Raw genomic sequence first — 19,210 nt, forward strand, 5'->3', positions numbered from 1 at the left:
ACTTTCACTTTGAAGAGGCAAACTTTAGTAACAATTTGTACAGAATTGGAGCAGGGAAAGTCTGTATCCAATTAAGTTGATCGCGTCTATTCCACCCCAACTCTTTTTATGACTTCTCAGCTCCGCTTCCTCATGTGCGCTCCCGATCATTACGATGTGGATTATGTGATTAATCCCTGGATGGAAGGAAACATTCACAAATCCTCACGCGATCGCGCCGTCGAGCAGTGGCAAAACCTACACCACATACTTAAAGATCACGCTATCGTCGATTTAGTTAACCCCCACAAAGGTGTACCAGATATGGTATTCACCGCTAATGCTGGGTTGGTATTAGGAGATACAGTAGTACTGAGCCGCTTCTTCCACAAAGAACGTCAAGGGGAGGAGCCTTATTTTAAAGAATGGTTTGAGCAAAAAGGCTATACCGTACACGAATTGCCCAAAGATTTGCCCTTTGAGGGTGCAGGCGACGCCCTTCTAGATAGGGAAGGACGCTGGCTGTGGGCTGGGTACGGCTTCCGTTCCGAACTCGACTCTCACCCATATATAGCAAAGTGGCTTGACATCGAAGTAGTATCGCTGCGACTGATGGACGAGCGTTTCTATCACCTAGATACTTGCTTCTGTCCCCTCAGCGGCGGCTATTTGCTCTATTATCCTCCAGCCTTTGATTCCTACTCCAACCGCGTTATTGAGATGCGGGTAGCGCCAGAGAAGCGGATTGCAATTGAGGAAGCCGATGCGGTGAACTTTGCATGCAACGCCGTCAATATTGACAATAGGGTGGTGATGAATAAAGCAAGCGAGGGGCTGAAAAAACGCCTCGCCGATGCTGGATTCGAGATAATCGAGACGCAACTAACAGAATTTCTCAAAGCTGGCGGTGCTGCTAAGTGTCTGACGCTGCGGGTAACAGAACCAGTCCAGGTGGATCGTCATGCAACTGTGTCTGTCGAAAGCCGCACGATTCGCCTGGAAGGACATTTGCTCGACTCTGGTTTAATCAACCGCGCCTTAGATTTGGTTGTAGAAAATGGCGGTAGTTTCCAGGTTCTTAATTTCAATCTGGGAGAACAAAAACAAAGCACTTCAATGGCAGAAGTGAAAGTTTCTGCTCCTTCCCATGATGTGATGGAAGCGATTTTGTCTACTCTGATCGATCTGGGTGCGGTAAATTTGCCCCAAGACGAACGGGATGCAAAATTGGAAGATGTCACGCAAAATGGTGTAGCACCGGATGATTTTTATGTCAGCACTATTTATCCAACTGAAGTGAGGGTAAATGGTGAATGGGTGAAGGTGGAATATCAGCGCATGGATGGCGCGATCGCTATTACCCAAACTCCAAAGGGTCTAGTGGCGCGGTGTAAGTTGTTGCGCGATTTAGAAGTGGGCGATCGCGTGGTTGTCGATGTCATCGGTATCCGCACCATCCGCAAAACTGAATCGCGAGAACAGCGCAATACTCAAGAATTCAGCTTTATGTCTGCGGGTGTTTCTAGCGAACGCCGCGTGGAATTAGTTGTTGAACAAGTTGCGTGGGAATTACGCCAAATACGCGATCGCGGTGGCAAAGTTGTAGTAACTGCTGGCCCGGTTGTGATTCATACTGGTGGCGGCGAACACCTAGCGCATCTGGTTCGCCAAGGATACGTTCAGGCGTTGCTGGGTGGGAATGCGATCGCCGTCCACGACATCGAACAATCCATGATGGGTACTTCGCTGGGTGTGGATATGAAGCGCGGCGTTGCAGTGCGCGGCGGACACAGACACCACCTAAAGGTAATTAACACGATTCGTCGTTGTGGAAGTATTGCCAAAGCAGTTGAGCAAGGCATCGTTACGGGTGGCGTTTTATACGAGTGCGTCCGCCATGATATACCATTCGCTCTCGCAGGTTCCATCCGGGATGATGGCCCATTGCCAGATACTCAAATGGACTTGATTAAAGCCCAAGAAGAGTATGCCCAATTGTTGGAAGGGGCAGATATGGTTTTGATGCTGTCGTCGATGCTGCACTCTATTGGTGTGGGTAATATGACACCAGCAGGGGTGAAGATGGTGTGCGTGGATATTAACCCCGCAGTAGTAACAAAACTAAGCGATCGCGGTTCTGTGGAATCGGTTGGTGTAGTGACCGATGTCGGCTTATTCCTCAGTTTGTTAGTACAACAACTAGATAAGTTGACCAGCCCTTATCACTTTGCCAAGACAGTTTAATTATTCCGTAGGGTGGGCACTGCCCACCTTTTTTTATCGGATTTATCGAAGCGCGAAAAGTGGATGTTTTGTTCCACATCAAACTCTATAACGCAAGTGCGATCGCTTTACAGAACCTCTAAACGCGATCGCCATTGTTATTTTCTGAAACCTAAGCTGGTGACGGGATTTGAACCTGCGACCGACTGATTGCAAAAAAGCTTATCCACGTTCTTAGAAGCTTTATTTAGCAAGCTTTTTACCCGTTAACAAAGTTAGGTTGTAGCTGCTAGTACCAATTCAGTACCACCTACGCTCGTTTTAACAGCCAAAACCTATTTTCTGGGCTATAGTTTGGGGTAGTCAATTTGTACTACATAAAGTTATGAATACAATGCCCCAAGCCGCCGTAGTTTGCCTACTGGACAACTGGAAATCTTAAAAGATTTAGTAAGGTGGTATTACCAATAATTATTAATTACAGATGCCGCTTACAGCTTGGATTGATGATGAAAAAGTGTTGGCTCCTCTAGTATCAGATGAGGATTGGGAAGCTTGGAAGAATCAGCGCGATATAAAAATAAGTTTGGCTTGTTGTAAGTCTTCTGGCTTCCTACGCAACTCTAAACTTGGAACTAAGCATTTTGTACACAAATGCAAAACAGGGTGCAATTGGAAGCCAGAAACTCAAGAGCATCTTTTAGCTAAAAGCGAGATTGTAAAAGCTTGCTTAGAAGCAGGGTATGAAGCTGACACAGAAGTTTCTGGTTTAGACTGGCGTGCTGATGTTTTAGCTAGTAAAGGCAAAGTTAAAATTGCTTTTGAGATTCAGTGGAGCCCTCAAACTTTACAACTAACTCAAGAGAGGCAGACAAAATATAAGCGTGATGAAATTAGAGGTTGCTGGCTTTTCCGAAAACTCCCTAGCTCTAAGGCAAGTAAAGAATTGCCGATGTTTGAGTTAGCTTTAAATTCTAATAACAAATTTGTTGTACACATTCCTACTCAAGATATAAATAACAAAAGAAGCCTTTCGTTAGAAAATATTTCACTCTCTGAGTTTATTAAAAGTTTATTATCAAAAAAAATTAAATTTTGCGAGTCTTATGTTTCTATAAAAGAACAAATAACTTATCTAAGCTTCTTTTCAGTAAAGTGTTCGCAATGCAATAAACCATATCACGTTTACATGGTACAAGAAACTTTTATTGTTAGTAAGAGTTTATGCGGTATCGACGTAAACATACCTCATTATTCAAATTATGGGAAAAAACTTTGTCTTGATAAACCTTTTGTTTTTGCCTCTGAAATTGTTAACTTTGCCAGATTTATTTCCAAAGAAAATAAAAATATAAACATGGGTGAAATTAAATCTCGTTACAAACACAATAAGTGGAACAACTGGTTATCTTTTGGTTGTCATTGGTGCGATGCAATTTTGCCTTATCATCCAGACTATTATAATAAATGCAAAACTAAGCACTATAGCTATTTATGCACATCTATGGCTTACTGCATAAAAGGCTTAAAGCCTTCCGAGCAAATTTTTAACAAAGATTTGGGAGGACATTGGTGTTATCCCAAAGACGAAAATTTTTGCACTTAAACCTTAAGTACAGTAACACTTTAAGACTAGGCAATCTTTAACCCCTTAAACTATAGTTGGCAATAGTACAAAATTACTATTGCCTTTATGAAGCTGCAAAATTTCCTGGATACTAATCTGCGTTATCCGCTTCAGTACAATTTTGAGGCGATCGCCAGCGATCGCGAACTAGCGCAACAGATACAAACACGACTGAAAAGCTTACAGTACCTAGATTCAGTGGCTGATGGCAACTTCGGGCCAATCTCTGCCCTAGCCCTAAAAAACTTTCAGAAAGCGGCTGAGTGCAACGAGCTAGATTACCTCGGTGCTGTAACTGCTAAAAAACTGATTGAAACAAAGCCGGAGCAAATTACCCAGCCGCCGCTTTACCTGGGTAGCGACCTGGCCAGCCGAATCGTAAAGTATATGCAGAAGCAAGATTACAAAATCTTCCAAGGAGAGCAATATTACAACATTGTCTATGTCGAGGGCTTGGCTGACTACCTTCGCCTGGGCACTATCGAGCCACTAGATTTCTAAACCAGTACCAATTTTGTACCACTTTTAAATTTAGCGAACCTTCAAAACTAAGCTGGTGACGGGATTTGAACCTGCGACCGGCTGATTACAAATCAGCTGCTCTACCACTGAGCTACACCAGCACCGTCGTTTAATATAGCAAACTTTGGGCAATATCCGCAACTATAACTCACATTTTTTTATTTGACCGCCTTAGCGCGATCGCCTTTGCACCAACTCCCCCCTAAGTATTAAAAATTTCTTTACCCTGCGATCGCAAAATTTACCATCTGGTATACTATTATTCTTTGTAGCTATTAACTACGGTATCCCGACCGAGTAACCGGGGATTTAAGGAGAAGGTTTCATGCGACTGTGGCAACGGATTACCAGTATGGTACAACCTCTGATGAGCTGGCGGAAGCTTAGTTCGCTAAAGAGTTTCGTATCCTTATTTTTAGTAGGAGCGAGCATAAGTATCGCGATCGCAGCTTGCTCCCCCAACACCTCTAATTCACCTACAACCCCGAACAGTGGTTCCAGTCCAGCTGCCAATAGTGGTTCTAGTCCAGCTGCCCAAACCGGAAATGTTAATCTAACCCTCGTCTCCTACGCTGTCACCCAAGCTGCCTACTCAAAGATTATTCCCCAGTTCACAGCTCAATGGAAACAGCAGAAAAACCAGAACGTTACTTTCAAAGAAAGTTATGGCGGATCTGGCTCCCAAACCCGTGCAGTCATTGATGGTTTGGAGGCAGATGTTGTAAACCTCGCCCTCGCTCTTGACACAAAAAAAATAGAGAAGGCTGGACTGATACAACCAGGTTGGGAAAATGAAGCTGCTAATGGTGCGATCGTCACCAAATCTGTCGCCGCTCTAGTAACCCGTGACGGCAACCCTAAAGGAATTCAAGGCTGGGCAGACTTAGCAAAAGATGGCGTAAAAGTCATTACCGCTAACCCCAAAACTTCTGGTGGCGCTCGCTGGAATTTCTTAGGTCTATGGGGTTCCGTGACACGAACCGGGGGTGACGATGCCAAAGCTTTAGACTTTACAAACAAAGTCTTCAAGAACGTCCCCGTGCTACCCAGAGATGCCCGTGAAGCCAGCGATGCATTCTTCAAGCAAGGGCAGGGAGATGTCTTAATCAACTACGAAAACGAAGTCATTCTAGCTGCTCAGAACGGTCAGAAACTTCCTTACGTCGTGCCCGATATAAACATCTCCATCGACAACCCGGTTGCTGTTGTAGATAAAAACGTCGATAAGCACGGTACGAGAGAAGTTGCAGAAGCGTTTGTCAAGTTTCTCTATACACCAGAAGCCCAACGAGAATTTGCTAAAGTTGGCTTCCGGCCTGTGGACACGACAGTAGCAACAGAAGTAGCTAAACAATATCTCCCCATCAAAACCCTCTTCACTGCCCAAGATTTGGGTGGCTGGGACGAGATTCAGAAGAAGTTTTTTGATGACGGGGCAATCTTCGACAAAATTCAGGCTGGCAGTTAATAGAATTTTGAGTTTTGAGTTTTGAGTTTTGAATTAATAAAATTTTTTCTTAATTCCTCTCTCAGCACTCATAACTCAAAATTTTATCTTGTTCAAGTAACATCAAATATTTCCGTTCTAACGCTATGGCTGTATCCGCTACTCGCGACCAAACTACTACTTCTAGAAACTTATTTGGAAAAATCGGTGGGCTTTCTTGGCCTTGGCGGATAACGTTGGGTTATCTCACCATAATGCTACTTCTGCCAGTATCGGCGCTGATGTTAAAAGCCAGTACAGAAAATCCTATTAACTTCTGGAAAATTGCTACCAGCCCAATTGCTCTTGCCACATATGATGTCACCTTTGTTACATCATTGATAGCTGCACTCATTAATGGACTCTTTGGATTTTTAATTGCTTGGGTTTTAGTTCGGTACGACTTCCCGTTTAAGCGAATTATTGATGCAGCAATCGATCTACCCTTTGCTTTGCCTACTTCAGTAGCGGGCTTGACCTTAGCAACAGTCTATAGCGATAACGGCTGGATCGGTTCCTTTTTAGCACCTTTAGGAATTAAAGTAGCGTTTACCAGACTAGGCGTGGGTATGGCTATGCTCTTTATATCCTTGCCTTTCATAGTAAGAACATTGCAGCCTGTCTTACAGGAAATGGAAAAGGATATCGAAGAAGCAGCCTGGTCTTTGGGAGCATCTCAATGGCAGACATTTTGGCGCGTTGTTTTGCCGCCATTAATCCCAGCAATGCTGACAGGTATTGCGCTGGGTTTCTCAAGGGCTGTCGGAGAATACGGTTCGGTTGTGATTGTCGCTTCCAACGTTCCATTTAAGGACTTAATAGCATCAGTGCTAATTATCCAGCGATTGGAGCAGTATGACTATAGTGGCGCAACCGTTATTGGTACCGTCCTATTAGGAATTTCGCTGCTAATACTTCTAGCAATTAACTTATTACAAGCTTGGGGACGACGCTATGACCTCTAATTTAGCGGGACATTCTTTCAATACAGTTTCACCAAATTCGCAGCCATATAAGCCAGCAAAGGAGCATGCCTGGGTAAAATTTGTTTTGATTGGCATAGCTCTAGCCTACTTACTGCTAATTTTGTTCATTCCTGCTATTAACGTCTTTGCCCAAGCTTTTAAGGAAGGAGTTGGGCCTTTCTTCCACAACTTGACAGAACCTAATTTTCTCCATGCCGTAAAACTTACCGTTTTCATCGCGTTGATTGTCGTACCCATAAATACAGTGTTTGGACTCTGTGCAGCTTGGGTAATAGCGCGGCATCAATTTCGCGGTCGAACTTTTTTAATTAGTCTTTTAGACATACCATTTGCCGTCTCTCCAGTCGTGGCTGGACTGATGATTGTATTGCTTTACGGGCGGAATGGCTGGTTTGGGCCATTGTTAGGAGCAGCGAACATTAAAATTATTTTTGCCCTGCCTGCAATGGTATTGGCGAGTGCTTTTATCACCCTGCCATTTGTTGCCCGTGAAGTAATTCCCGTTTTAGAAGAAGCAGGTTCCGAACAGGAAGAAGCTGCTAGAACTTTGGGTGCCAAGGATATACAAATATTCTGGCGCGTTACCCTCCCCAATATTCGATGGGGTCTGCTCTATGGCGTGATTTTGACCAATGCCAGAGTAATGGGCGAGTTTGGTGCTGTGTCGGTTGTATCTGGAAACATCGCTGGGGAAACTCAAACCCTGCCGCTTTTTGTAGAAGAAGCCTACAAGCAATACCAAACTCAGGCATCGTTTTCAGCAGCCGTACTGCTTGCTGGTTTGGCCTTTGTTACTCTCGTGCTGAAAGAAATTTTGGAACGTAAAACCCGTATTAAAGATGTTTAATAGGAAAAAAAGATGGCAATTAACAACAGCAACGACTCATCTCTACAAGACTTAGATCGTGTTGAACCTTCTCTTGAAGTTGATAGCAACTCTCTAGAAGATAACAGGCAAACAACTACCCGCGTCAAAATTCGCATCCCGAAGGAGTACCATCAAGAGCCAGTAATATCACGGCTAGTTTCTCACTATGGCGTTACTGTGAATATTACAGGAGCCTTACTCGGCCCCAATGCTCGGGAGGATGGGTGGTTCGATTTGGAATTGAGGGGCACAAGTCGCCAAATTGAAAGCGCCCTCACCTACATCAACGAACTCGATTTAGAAATATGGGGTAGTTCTAAGCCCGAAGTAGATGGCTGGTAATATTTGAGATTTTAGATTTTGGATTAATAATCTAAAATCTAAAATCTCAAATTACGTCAAGCCATCTCACTTTCAATTGCCCAGCGGGCTAATTCGGTGCGGTTGTGAAGGCCAGTTTTGCCTAACATATTGCTGACGTGGCTTTCAATCGTCCGCTGGCTGACTTTCATCTGCTCGGCAATTTCCCTATTAGCTAAACCCCGCGCTACATATTGCACAACTTTCAGCTCAGTTGGGGTTAATTCGACTTCGGGTGGGACATGAAGTTTGGGGCCTGTCTCCGAGCCTTTGGATGGACGAAGATTGATACGACTGACCTGTTTGAGGGAGGATTCTACTTGTGCGACCAATTCTTCTGGCTCAAACGGTTTGACCATGTAGACATCGGCTCCGGTGTTGAGACCTTTGACTCGATCCTGGCTTTGACCTTTTGCCGAGAGAAATAGCACTGGAATCCAGTTAGTTCGGGCATCTTCTCTGACGTGCTGCACGAGGGCGTATCCGTCCATTTCTGGCATCATCACATCGCAAATAATCATGTCGGGAATGTCCAGCTCTAAAACTTCGAGGGCTTCCCTACCGTTCTCGGCTGTGATGACTTCGTACCCCCGAAACTCTAGGTAGTCTTTTACCAGTAAGATCAGGTTGGGGTCATCATCAATCAATAGCAGTCGCTTGTGATCTCTTACACTGGTTTCTTTCATGCTTTACCACTCGCTGTGCCTAGATTGGTGAAGTTTGTCAACTATTTTCTTTGTATTATCCACATTCTTGTCTGTAAGCTATTCAATCCGGCGTTTGCGACTGACTAAAACATACGCAATTTTATCTTTACGCGCTTAGAGCAGAGTCTCCGCCTGTAGAACAACCACAAAAATATAGTAGGTATACGGAAGAATATAACGTATGTACTATGTTAGTGTATAGGGTTCTGGCAGTGGATGTACTAAGAACGCATATTCTGCAACAATTTTGTTGCCAATAAGATGTTCTTGAATTATTTGCTCAATTACTTGGGGAGTAATGTTGCGATACCAAACTCCGTCCGGATAAATCACTAAAATTGGCCCTTGGGAGCAAACTCGCAGACAGTTGGCTTTGGTGCGGAAGATACATGAGGGGCGATCGCTTGTTGGCTTATCAAGTTTTAACTCTTTCAAACGCTTTTTTAAGTAGTTCCATGCATCTAAGCTGCTTTCCTTTGAACAGCATTGGGGTAGGGTCTGATCGGCGCATATAAATATGTGTCGCTGAATTTGATTTAGTCCTAACGTCTGTACGCAAGCTTCGATGGGGTTGTTATCTTGCGTCTCTATACTCGGTGAAGATTCAGAACTAGGCACAGCCGTTATGTTGTCACTCATTAATTCTCCGTATCTATAAAAATATTCCCTACGAGGACGCGGGTTTCACTTATTAAAATATTTTCTCCTAACTGAGGTTGCTAGACATTTCAGAAAGGTTAAATCGTTGCGATCGCCTGGGCTTTCGCTCTAGCCTAAGCATAAGTACTCAATTAATACCCCAAACGGGCAAGTTCGGGAACCCGTACAAAGAATTTTGTTGCGCTCGCACCCTATTAGAGCTAAATTAGCACTCAGGGGTCGAGAGTGCTAAAACAACAACTTGACTCAAATTGAATTGCATCCCCGGAGAATTTTTATATGGCAGCTGTATCTTTGAGTGTTTCCACTGTTAAACCTTTAGGCGATCGCGTCTTCGTTAAGGTTAGCGCCGCTGAGGAGAAAACGGCGGGTGGGATTCTCCTGCCTGATAACGCTAAAGAAAAGCCACAAGTAGGCGAAATTGTCGCAGTTGGCGAAGGCAAGCGCAATGACGATGGTTCCCGTCAGCAACCCGAAGTTAAGGTCGGCGACAAAGTACTTTACTCTAAGTACGCTGGCACTGACGTAAAACTGGGTGGCGACGAATACGTCCTACTCTCAGAAAAAGACATTCTAGCAATCGTTAACTAACGGTCATGCCGTCAAATGTCATAAGACATGAGACAGCATAAAAAGACAATCGTGTGTTGGTAGGGGGCGTCGTCTAAACGCCGTCTGCTACAAACGCCTCCGAACGCTACAGACAACTGACAAATTCCACTAATAGTCTATTACTGACTGAACTCGACATATATGGCTAAGCGCATAATTTACAACGAAAACGCTCGTCGCGCCCTAGAAAAGGGTATGGACATTCTGGCAGAAGCTGTCGCCGTTACACTTGGCCCCAAAGGCCGTAACGTAGTTCTGGAGAAGAAGTTCGGCGCACCCCAGATCGTTAACGATGGCGTCACAATTGCCAAAGAAATTGAACTGGAAGACCACGTAGAAAACACAGGCGTCGCCCTGATTCGTCAAGCAGCTTCCAAAACCAACGATGCTGCTGGTGACGGCACCACAACTGCAACCGTGCTAGCTCACGCAATTGTCAAAGAAGGTCTGCGTAACGTAGCGGCTGGTGCTAATGCTATTTCCCTGAAGCGCGGTATTGACAAAGCAACTGCCTTCTTGGTGGAAAAGATTGCAGAACACGCCCGTCCCGTTGAAGATTCCAAAGCGATCGCGCAAGTTGGCGCTATCTCTGCGGGTAACGACGATGAAGTTGGCCAAATGATCGCCAACGCAATGGACAAAGTGGGCAAAGAAGGCGTCATTTCCCTCGAAGAAGGGAAGTCCATGACGACCGAACTGGAAATCACCGAAGGGATGCGCTTCGACAAAGGCTACACCTCCCCCTACTTCGCTACAGACATGGAGCGGATGGAAGCTGTTTTCGATGAGCCTTTCATACTGATTACAGATAAGAAAATCACCCTGGTACAAGACCTGGTACCAGTACTAGAGCAAGTTGCTCGTGCTGGTCGCCCTCTGGTTATCATCGCTGAAGATATCGAGAAAGAAGCCCTAGCAACCTTAGTAGTCAACCGCCTGCGCGGTGTACTGAACGTTGCAGCAGTAAAGGCTCCTGGATTTGGCGATCGCCGCAAAGCCATGCTCGAAGACATCGCCGTACTCACTGGCGGTCAGCTGATCACCGAAGATGCTGGTCTGAAGTTGGAAACCACCAAGCTAGAGCTGCTGGGTAAAGCCCGCCGCATCACGATCACCAAAGACAACACCACCATCGTCGCAGAAGGCAACGAACAACAGGTGAAGTCTCGTTGCGAACAAATCCGCCGTCAAATGGAAGAAACCGATTCTTCCTACGATCGCGAGAAGCTGCAAGAGCGTCTGGCTAAACTTGCTGGTGGTGTAGCGGTAATTAAAGTGGGCGCTGCCACTGAGACTGAAATGAAAGACCGCAAGCTGCGCTTGGAAGATGCTATCAACGCTACCAAGGCAGCCGTTGAAGAAGGTATCGTCCCTGGCGGCGGTACAACTCTGGCTCACCTAGCTCCTCAGTTGGAGACTTGGGCTAACGACAACCTGAAGACAGAAGAGTTGACAGGTGCTTTGATTGTTTCTCGTGCCCTTTCTGCACCCCTAAGACGGATTGCTGAAAACGCCGGACAGAACGGTGCGATTATCGCCGAGCGCGTCAAAGAGAAAGACTTCAACGTTGGCTACGATGCTGCTAAGGGCGAATACGCCGATATGTTCGAGGCTGGTATTGTTGACCCCGCTAAGGTGACTCGTTCTGCTCTGCAAAATGCTGCTTCTATTGCTGGCATGGTGCTGACAACCGAGTGCATCGTTGTTGACAAGCCTGAGCCGAAGGACGGCGCACCTGCTGGCGGCGGCGCTGGCATGGGCGGCGGCGACTTCGATTATTAATTTCCGGCTTTGGTGGGCAATGCCCACCAAGTAGTTAAAAAAGCTGCTTCCTTTGTGGAGGCAGCTTTTTTTTTCAACCGCGCCCTAGAGCAGAGGAAGAAAAGCCTGTTGATTTGGCTACTCAGGATGTTTGCTCGATCTCAGTATTGCTTTTACTTCTTCTAAAAGGTCGTTCTGCTCTTGAGCGATCGCGTCTAGCCTTGTGATAATATTCGTCAGTCGTTCTTGGCTTTCTTCACCCATATCGCCACTAATAAAATTATTTACGGCTATCGCATTAGCTTCTGGTTGGTTTAGGGGAGTTTTACTAACCGTTAGTTTACCAAAAGGCTTCACGCTAGATCCAAACACGAAACGAACCAAGTTGAAAGGAAATTTTAGTATAGATAACAAGCCTTGTTCGGCTAATCTTGCAAATGCTTTTACTAATTGCCACAGGATAAAGATGGCTAAAAGTAAGATAATTATGCTAAATATTGGGTGATTAATTCCCCAAAATATAGTTTTAGTAATCCAGGATATTGTTGGATGAGAATCAATCCACAAATTTACAGCATCTAACTGGCTGGTGATAGAAGAAGCGATCGCTTTGTCTACCTGTGCCGATACAGCGCTACTCAGGCCATCAGCTTTTTGCCAGGTATGTTCTACCGAACCCTTTATATAATCTCCTGCGTGCGAAGCAGTCTCGCTCAAGGTAGTAACAGTTTTACCAGTAGTTGTCCTGATAGTTTCAGTCAAAGCATCTTTGGTCTGAGAAGCCGTTAGCGTAACATTATCAATAGCTTTGTCAGTTTCAACGGCAACTCGTTCGGCAACCTCATTGAATGAAGATTTTGCTACTTCTTTCATATGAGAAATACTGTTAACAGAGGTATTATTGGCGTCTGGTACGCTATTAACTGCCCGATCGGTAGTTGATGTAAGAAAATCTTTAGCCTTGAGAAAACTTGTAGAAACTTTTTCGGGTATGGCTATATCTAAAACTAACCGCTTGCTATCCATTATTAGCGCGACTCCTATCTCTACAAGGAATTTATAAATAAAGACGAACTATTATTTAGTATAAAAAATAGCAAGTGGGGCAGACGCAGAAGTCTGCCCCAATATATTAGTTTGAACGTAAATATTTAGACAAAGTAGGGATGGCGATCGCACTAGCCTTGGCATTAGGTAGCCTAAAGCAGACCAGATGTGAAGAAGCGCACCCCGTCGCTCAAACTTTCCTCGGTGCGATCGCGCGAAATACCATAAAACAAGCCTATTCGTGTACGCTGCCATCCGGCATAGTTGCACCAGTCATAATTGCCTCCTGCCACTCTGTAGATTGCAGGTATGCCCCACGCAGGCTGGCTCCTCTCATATCTGCACCCCGCAGGCTGGTCACGTGCAAATTAGCACCCCACAGGTAGGCATCCCGCAAACTTGCCCCGCTCAAGTCAGCATTACGCAGGCTTGCCATATTCAGGTTAGCTCCAGTCAAGTCGGCGGCGTTGAGGTTAGCTTCGCTCAAGTCTGCCTTACTCAAGTTAGCCTCACATAGGTCTGCCTTAGCGAGACATGCATTACTCAGGTTGGCTGCATGAAGATTTGACCGAGCCAGCAGCGTCACGCGCATCTGAGCTGAACTTAGGTTAGCCGCCGTCAAGTTGGCTCCGCTAAGGTTGGCTCCGCTTAGTTTGGTGTCGCTGAGGTTGACTCCATCTAGGTCTACTGCATTCAGGTCTACGCCATTCAAATAAGCTCCAATAAGTTGCACTCCGTTGAGCGATGCTCCTCGCAGCAATGCGCCGCTCAATCTGGCTCCACTCAAGTTTGCCCAACTCAGGTTTGCATCCATCAGGTTGGCAGAACGCAAGTTAATGCCCCGCAGGTCTGCTCCGCAAAGGTTGACACCAGACAAGTTAGACAAACGCAGGTTAACTGCGGTGAGGGTGGCGCCACTCATTTTTGCTCCTACCAGAACGCACTTAATTAGCGTGGCTCCTCTGAGTTTTGCTTTTGTTAAGTCTGCCTCTGTTAGTAATGATTCGCTCACCTTGGCAAAACTCAAATCTGCCCTGTTTAGGAATGCCCCGCTAAGGTTTGCCCCTGTGAGAAATGCCCGACTTAGGTTTGCTGCTGATAGATATGCGCCTGAAAAGTTTATTCCTACCAGGTTTGCCCTTTCCAGATTTTCTCCAATTAAATTAGCTCCACTAAAATTTCTTTCTCCTGCTGCATAACGCCGTTTTAGTTCATCAGCATCCATATAGTAATCCCGCCGCTTTAGGAAAGAATAGCTGTCTAAATATAGAGTGCCCAAATAGATAAGGCAAAAACTCTTAACTTTTGATCTTTTTTTGATGCAGTTACTTTTAAGAGGATGAAGAAATGTTTAGAATTAATAACAAAAAAAGACGCGATCGCAATGAGAGAGAGAGAGAGATAAACGCACGCGATCGCGCAAAGGTATCGGGCCTATCTCTGCCCAAACAGGAATGGCTCAATCCGGCATAATTACTTCACTCAGATTAGCCCCGCTCAAGTTTGCCAAGCTCACGTCTGTATCGCTCAAGTCTGCCTCAGTGAGATTCGCCTCGATCAAATCGGCTCGGTTCAAATTGACGCCAATCAATTTAGCGTTGCTCAGGTCTGCTTGACACAAAAGGGCATCGCTTAGGTTAGCGTCACTCAGGTTAGCCCTCCTCATATCTGCCTGGGTAAGATTTGCGCCAGTCAAGTTGGCTCCACCCAAATCGGCGGCAATGGTTTCTGCCTGAACAAGCCTTGCGCCAATCAATTTTGCCATATCAAAATTTGCCCCAATCAAATCTGCACCTGTCAAATCTGCACCTGTCAAGTCGGCTCGGCTCATATCGGCTCCACTACAGTCCGTCCTGCTCAGGTTCGCGCCACGCAGATTAGCCCCACTCAGATTTGCTCCCTCCATAGTTGAGCCAGTAAAATCGATTTGACGCAGGTTAGCACCTTCCAAATTGACCCCAGTAAGATCCAATTCCCGGAAATTTCGTTCACCTGCGGCATATCGCTCCAAAACTTCATCCCCATCCATATGTTCTACCTCCTCATAGTTTTTAGACAACTAATTGATTGTGTGCCAACAACTTGCTAGTAAGGGCAATCTTTGCAGCCAAAAAGTGGGCATAATTTAGCCGCAAGTAGGTGGTTAGAGCCACCATATATTACCCTCATACTTTGTCCCTACCAAACACTAACAACTGATGCAGACCAAACTACTTAGTTTTGCCTACCACTAACAACTAATTGCTGGTCGTGGGCTGTTTCCCGCCCACTCCTTTATATGGGCGGAAGCCATTGCCTGCGTAGAACCCACCAAGAGGCACTTATTGTGGAATTAGCACTAAGTCTCAGAGCGTCCGTCTGCTCTCTTACTCGTGAGTTGCTGCATTGGGCATGATGGCACCAGTCAAGTCAGCGTCACGCAAATTCACCTGATTCAGGTTGGCGTCAATGAGAACGGCTTCAGCCAAAATTGCGCCAGTCAGGTTTGACCAGCATAATTTTGCCCGATACAGGTTTGCCCCTCTCAAATTTGCACCCCGCAGCGTTGCCCAACTTATGTTTGCGCCTCTGAGATTAGCTCCTGTCAAGATGACGTTTGTTAAGTTGGTTCCGCTCAATTTGGCTCGATTCAGGTCAGCAGCATTCAGGTTAGCTCCGATGGCGCTAGCTCCATTCAAGATGGCGTTAGCTAAATTAGCCTTTTCCAAATTTGCCCCAATTAAGACGGCATTCGTTAAGTTTGCTCCTTCTAAGTTAGTTCCGATCAGAATGGCATTTGTCAGGTTGGCTCGGCTCATGGGTACCTCAATCAGTTTGGCCCCACTCAAATTGGCCTCCCGCAGCACAGCCTCATTCAAAAGAGCCTGATTTAGTTTGGCTCCTGTTAAGTTGGCTCCAATTAAATTAGCCCCCCGCAGGCTGGCATCGCTTAAGTTAGCTTGACTGAGGTTGGCCTCACTCAGATTAGCTCCTATTAAGTTGGCTTCACTCAGGTTAGAACGTATATTAGCCCAACTCAGATTCGCCTCCCGCAGGTTTACGCCGATCAGGGATGCCCCAATCAGCGTCGAGTGCGATAGATCTGCCCCCCGCAGGTTTGCCCCGCTCAGGTCAACTCCTATCAGTTCGGCTCTGTGTAGGTTGACTTCCCGAAAATCTCTTTCTCCTGCCGCATAGAGCCGTTGCAGTTCCTCGGCATCCACGATCATTTGCCTCGCGCTTTTGTTCTTGATCCAACATATACACAGCAGAATCCCCTAGATGATCGCTATTGTCAGTGCCAAAATCACTAGATGCCTGTAATTAGCCTGCGGAGCGACCCGATGGCAGTGGGCAAGAGCAATTTTGAAACCTTTCCTTACTATTCCCCAGACTCTTGGCAAACATGACTGTTTGCGAAAATCAGTAGGGCAAAGCGGGAATGAGGAAGCGATTGGGGAGCTGATGGTCATTGGTTATAAGGTCTATTTGCAAATTGGTGTATAGTATTATCCTTGAGCAAAGGTGAAAATCCCTATTAGGGATTGAAATAACTCAAACAGACAAAGGACAATTAACAAAGGACTACCGTACTAGGTCGGCAAAGTGTGTTGGAGCAAACGTGCGTTTATAAGATAGCTCCAACGTACCATCTGCCCTGGTGCGTTTAGCGTCAGCGAAGCGTTAGCGCGTTAGGTGCGCGATAGCGCTAAGCTATTGCTACCAACGCTACATAGCTATCAAGGCTTGACAAAGGAATGTTGAGAAATGACAAAGGACAACTTGAGAAGCCAGGTCGTAACACAAGGAACGCAGCGATCGCCTAACCGTGCCATGCTTCGTGCGGTTGGTTTTGGCGATGGCGATTTCCAGAAGCCCATTGTTGGTATTGCGAATGGCTATAGTACCATCACCCCTTGCAATATGGGGCTGAACGAACTCGCCCTCCGAGCCGATGCGGGGGTTCGTACCGCCAGCGCCATGCCCCAAATGTTCGGCACGATTACGATAAGTGACGGCATTTCTATGGGCACGGAGGGGATGAAATATTCCCTAGTTTCGCGGGAAGTTATTGCCGATTCGATTGAAACTGTCTGTAATGGCCAAAGCCTAGATGGTGTCTTGGCTATTGGTGGCTGCGACAAGAATATGCCAGGAGCGATGATTGCGATCGCTCGCATGAATATCCCCGCTATCTTTGTCTACGGTGGCACTATTAAGCCCGGTCATCACAACGGCAAGGACTTAACTGTTGTCAGCGCTTTTGAAGCTGTAGGGCAGTACAGTGCTGGCAAAATTGACACAGATGAGCTGCTAGAGGTCGAGCGCAAGTCTTGCCCTGGCGCGGGTTCCTGCGGCGGTATGTACACGGCTAATACTATGTCTTCGGCGTTTGAGGCGATGGGGATGAGCTTGCCTTATTCCTCGACTATGGCGGCTGAAGATAAGGAAAAAGCCGACAGCGCAGAAAACTCAGCTATAGTTCTAGTCGAGGCAATTCGCAAACAACTGCTGCCGAGTCAGATATTAACTCGCAAAGCATTTGAGAACGCGATCGCTACCATCATGGCTGTAGGTGGCTCCACTAATTCCGTCCTGCACTTACTGGCGATCTCTCGTGCTATCGGTGTGGAATTATCCCTCGACGACTTTGAAATTATTCGCGCCAAAGTGCCCGTCCTCTGCGACTTAAAGCCCTCTGGTAGATATGTTGCAACCGATCTGCACAAAGCTGGCGGTATCCCCCAAGTGATGAAAATGCTCCTCGTGCATAATTTAATACACGGCGACGCACTCACCATCACGGGCAAGACAATTGCCGAACTGCTAGCAGATGTCCCAGATGAACCACGCGCCGACCAAGATGTTATCCGTCCTTGGAATAAGCCCCTCTACGCTCAAGGACACCTCGCCATTCTGCGAGGCAATTTAGCATTAGAAGGCTCGGTAGCAAAAATTACTGGCGTTAAAAAGCCGCAAATTACTGGCCCAGCGCGAGTATTTGAATCAGAAGAAGCTTGCTTAGATGCAGTTCTGGCGGGAAAAATTAAAGCTGGAGATGTGATCGTCATCCGCTATGAAGGGCCAAAAGGTGGCCCCGGAATGCGCGAAATGCTAGCACCAACCTCGGCAATTATCGGCGCTGGATTGGGTGATTCGGTGGGATTAATTACCGACGGAAGATTTTCTGGCGGTACATATGGAATGGTAGTTGGTCACGTAGCACCAGAAGCAGCAGTTGGAGGCGCGATCGCGCTTGTCCAAGAAGGCGATACCATCACCATTGACGCACCAGCAAGGTTGCTACAACTTCATGTTTCAGATGAAGAATTAGAAGCAAGACGTGCAAATTGGAATCCCCCAGCACCCCGTTATACAAGAGGCGTGCTGGCGAAATATGCCAAGTTAGTTTCTTCTAGCAGTATCGGTGCCGTTACCGATCTGAATTTGTAGTAAAAATGATGAATGATGAATGCTTAAAACGCAAATTTATCATTCATCATTTACTCATTACCAAAGCAACGATTTATTTCAGCGGATCGTGTCCCCAATTCTTCAGAGAATACCGCCAGCGCGTGTGTTCTACATCGCCTGATGGTTTCTCTGCCATGTGGCGGTGAACGTAACTAATAACCTTCTTCATGTGAGATAGGTCATCATCGCTATATTCATTATGCTTTTTCTGCAACAGCTCGATGATACGCTTACCGGATTTATGCCCGATTGACTCATCATCTCCTTTCTTTTGCCCTACTGCTTGGGAATCCTCCGTTTCTAGCCAGGATTCAAGTTCTTTTGATGTCATGTTGACGGCTTGTTTAAATTCGTCAACGACTGATTTAAGCTCTTTAGTCATAATCGGCGTTACTCCTCAATTTTCTTGAGAGAATCAGGTTTATGAGCCGCTTCTTTCCCTGTTTTGTTGCTTTCAACCAGGTATTCGGGGTTATCTTTTGAAGCAGCTACATGGTGTCCTTTGATATCTGTGGGCGAGGTGAGTTTCTTTTTCACCGTTCCCTCTGTTACGCCTTGAGATGTTTTCCACTCAACTTTGTCGCCTTTTTTAAATTGTTCGGTCAAAATTTTGCTCCTGTAAACTTTTGTAAAACGCTAACTTTTTCATTATGTTTGCAGCTTGAAAGGTATAAATCAGTCAAGTTGTAGATTGAAAAGTTTAAATTTGTCGGGGTAAATACCCATTTTGTAAGTGGTTTACTGCAAGCAAATATATTAAACAGACATTGAGCAATCGCCATTTTTAAATCCCACAATCCTCAATTCAGATGTCTCACCTGCTATCGCAGATGCCTTATCTATTGCTGGTTGTGCTGCTAAACTCTGGGCTGCTTACATACGCTGCATGAGATCCTGGATTTTAAAAATTATAACTAT

At 45.9% G+C, this 19,210-nt stretch carries 20 protein-coding genes and 1 tRNA gene; 11 read left to right on the forward strand and 10 right to left on the reverse strand.

Annotation, left to right across the window (positions count from 1 at the left end; translation table 11 throughout):
- Window positions 1-108 precede the first annotated feature (108 nt).
- From argZ to H6F77_RS09985, 3 genes are all read left to right on the forward strand, one after another.
- The gene (gene argZ, locus H6F77_RS09975; RefSeq protein WP_190487881.1) at window positions 109-2,223 is read left to right on the forward strand and encodes a bifunctional arginine dihydrolase/ornithine cyclodeaminase; all 2,115 of its coding nucleotides are present in this window, start codon (window positions 109-111) and stop codon (window positions 2,221-2,223) included.
- Between the two features lie 463 nt (window positions 2,224-2,686).
- Window positions 2,687-3,808 (forward strand): competence protein CoiA, encoded by a 1,122-nt coding sequence (locus tag H6F77_RS09980; protein WP_190487883.1) that lies wholly within the window; start codon window positions 2,687-2,689, stop codon window positions 3,806-3,808.
- 87 nt (window positions 3,809-3,895) lie between these two features.
- Window positions 3,896-4,330 carry a peptidoglycan-binding domain-containing protein gene (locus tag H6F77_RS09985; RefSeq protein ID WP_190487884.1) on the forward strand — a complete coding sequence of 145 codons (435 nt, stop codon included), beginning with the start codon at window positions 3,896-3,898 and terminating at the stop codon, window positions 4,328-4,330.
- A 50-nt stretch (window positions 4,331-4,380) separates the two neighbouring features.
- Here the strand turns inward: H6F77_RS09985 and H6F77_RS09990 are convergent.
- Window positions 4,381-4,452 (reverse strand) — tRNA-Thr (locus H6F77_RS09990).
- A 224-nt stretch (window positions 4,453-4,676) separates the two neighbouring features.
- Here H6F77_RS09990 and H6F77_RS09995 point away from each other — a divergent pair.
- The 4 genes from H6F77_RS09995 (at window position 4,677) to H6F77_RS10010 (ending at window position 8,033) form a co-directional block, all read left to right on the forward strand.
- Complete coding sequence (locus tag H6F77_RS09995; RefSeq protein WP_190487886.1) at window positions 4,677-5,819, forward strand: sulfate ABC transporter substrate-binding protein; 1,143 nt, start codon at window positions 4,677-4,679, stop codon at window positions 5,817-5,819.
- Between the two features lie 125 nt (window positions 5,820-5,944).
- Window positions 5,945-6,802, forward strand: a complete 858-nt coding sequence (gene cysT / locus H6F77_RS10000; protein ID WP_190487888.1) for a sulfate ABC transporter permease subunit CysT — start codon at window positions 5,945-5,947, stop codon at window positions 6,800-6,802.
- Window positions 6,792-7,670 (forward strand): sulfate ABC transporter permease subunit CysW, encoded by an 879-nt coding sequence (gene cysW / locus H6F77_RS10005; protein WP_190487890.1) that lies wholly within the window; start codon window positions 6,792-6,794, stop codon window positions 7,668-7,670. The genes cysT and cysW overlap by 11 nt, the downstream gene beginning before the upstream one ends.
- Window positions 7,671-7,682: 12 nt before the next feature.
- Window positions 7,683-8,033: an NIL domain-containing protein gene (locus tag H6F77_RS10010; protein WP_190487892.1), complete on the forward strand. Its 351-nt coding sequence runs from the start codon at window positions 7,683-7,685 to the stop codon at window positions 8,031-8,033.
- Between the two features lie 56 nt (window positions 8,034-8,089).
- On the opposite strand, the gene H6F77_RS10015 is transcribed toward H6F77_RS10010, so the two are convergent.
- Complete coding sequence (locus H6F77_RS10015) at window positions 8,090-8,737, reverse strand: response regulator transcription factor (protein WP_190487894.1); 648 nt, start codon at window positions 8,735-8,737, stop codon at window positions 8,090-8,092.
- A 207-nt stretch (window positions 8,738-8,944) separates the two neighbouring features.
- Complete coding sequence (locus H6F77_RS10020; RefSeq protein WP_190487896.1) at window positions 8,945-9,397, reverse strand: (2Fe-2S) ferredoxin domain-containing protein; 453 nt, start codon at window positions 9,395-9,397, stop codon at window positions 8,945-8,947.
- A gap of 300 nt (window positions 9,398-9,697) precedes the next feature.
- Here H6F77_RS10020 and groES point away from each other — a divergent pair, with 300 nt between their 5' ends.
- Entirely contained in the window at window positions 9,698-10,009 is a 312-nt protein-coding gene (gene groES, locus H6F77_RS10025) for a co-chaperone GroES (RefSeq protein WP_190487898.1), read from the forward strand.
- Window positions 10,010-10,171: 162 nt separating this feature from the next.
- Window positions 10,172-11,812 (forward strand): chaperonin GroEL, encoded by a 1,641-nt coding sequence (gene groL, locus H6F77_RS10030; RefSeq protein ID WP_190487900.1) that lies wholly within the window; start codon window positions 10,172-10,174, stop codon window positions 11,810-11,812.
- Between the two features lie 117 nt (window positions 11,813-11,929).
- Here groL and H6F77_RS10035 read toward each other — a convergent pair whose 3' ends face one another.
- Genes H6F77_RS10035 through H6F77_RS10045 form a run of 3 tightly spaced genes read right to left on the reverse strand, consistent with a single transcriptional unit; the run spans window position 11,930 to window position 14,063 of the window.
- Window positions 11,930-12,817, reverse strand: coding sequence for a hypothetical protein (locus tag H6F77_RS10035; protein ID WP_190487903.1), 888 nt, complete (start codon window positions 12,815-12,817; stop codon window positions 11,930-11,932).
- A gap of 51 nt (window positions 12,818-12,868) precedes the next feature.
- Entirely contained in the window at window positions 12,869-13,093 is a 225-nt protein-coding gene (locus H6F77_RS10040) for a hypothetical protein (RefSeq protein WP_190487905.1), read from the reverse strand.
- Window positions 13,074-14,063: a pentapeptide repeat-containing protein gene (locus H6F77_RS10045; RefSeq protein ID WP_190487914.1), complete on the reverse strand. Its 990-nt coding sequence runs from the start codon at window positions 14,061-14,063 to the stop codon at window positions 13,074-13,076. Before H6F77_RS10045 ends, H6F77_RS10040 begins: the two co-directional genes overlap by 20 nt.
- Before the next feature lie 122 nt (window positions 14,064-14,185).
- Between H6F77_RS10045 and H6F77_RS28320 the strand changes: the two genes are divergently transcribed.
- Window positions 14,186-14,311, forward strand: coding sequence for a hypothetical protein (locus H6F77_RS28320; protein WP_255515714.1), 126 nt, complete (start codon window positions 14,186-14,188; stop codon window positions 14,309-14,311).
- Here the strand turns inward: H6F77_RS28320 and H6F77_RS10050 are convergent.
- Both H6F77_RS10050 and H6F77_RS10055 read right to left on the reverse strand, forming a co-directional pair.
- On the reverse strand, window positions 14,298-14,897 hold the full coding sequence (locus H6F77_RS10050; protein ID WP_242022034.1) for a pentapeptide repeat-containing protein: 600 nt from the start codon (window positions 14,895-14,897) through the stop codon (window positions 14,298-14,300). The genes H6F77_RS28320 and H6F77_RS10050 overlap by 14 nt on opposite strands.
- Before the next feature lie 307 nt (window positions 14,898-15,204).
- Window positions 15,205-16,047, reverse strand: coding sequence for a pentapeptide repeat-containing protein (locus tag H6F77_RS10055; RefSeq protein ID WP_199321262.1), 843 nt, complete (start codon window positions 16,045-16,047; stop codon window positions 15,205-15,207).
- Window positions 16,048-16,585: 538 nt separating this feature from the next.
- Here H6F77_RS10055 and ilvD point away from each other — a divergent pair.
- Entirely contained in the window at window positions 16,586-18,271 is a 1,686-nt protein-coding gene (gene ilvD, locus H6F77_RS10060) for a dihydroxy-acid dehydratase (protein ID WP_190487916.1), read from the forward strand.
- A gap of 73 nt (window positions 18,272-18,344) precedes the next feature.
- Here the strand turns inward: ilvD and H6F77_RS10065 are convergent, their stop codons facing one another.
- Together H6F77_RS10065 and H6F77_RS10070 are read right to left on the reverse strand one after the other, a co-directional pair.
- Window positions 18,345-18,674: a DUF3140 domain-containing protein gene (locus H6F77_RS10065; protein WP_190487918.1), complete on the reverse strand. Its 330-nt coding sequence runs from the start codon at window positions 18,672-18,674 to the stop codon at window positions 18,345-18,347.
- 8 nt (window positions 18,675-18,682) lie between these two features.
- Entirely contained in the window at window positions 18,683-18,898 is a 216-nt protein-coding gene (locus H6F77_RS10070) for a hypervirulence associated TUDOR domain-containing protein (protein WP_190487920.1), read from the reverse strand.
- Window positions 18,899-19,210 lie beyond the last annotated feature (312 nt).

The organism is Microcoleus sp. FACHB-831 (assembly GCF_014695585.1).
In the GTDB taxonomy this organism is placed as follows: Bacteria; Cyanobacteriota; Cyanobacteriia; order Cyanobacteriales; family FACHB-T130; genus FACHB-831.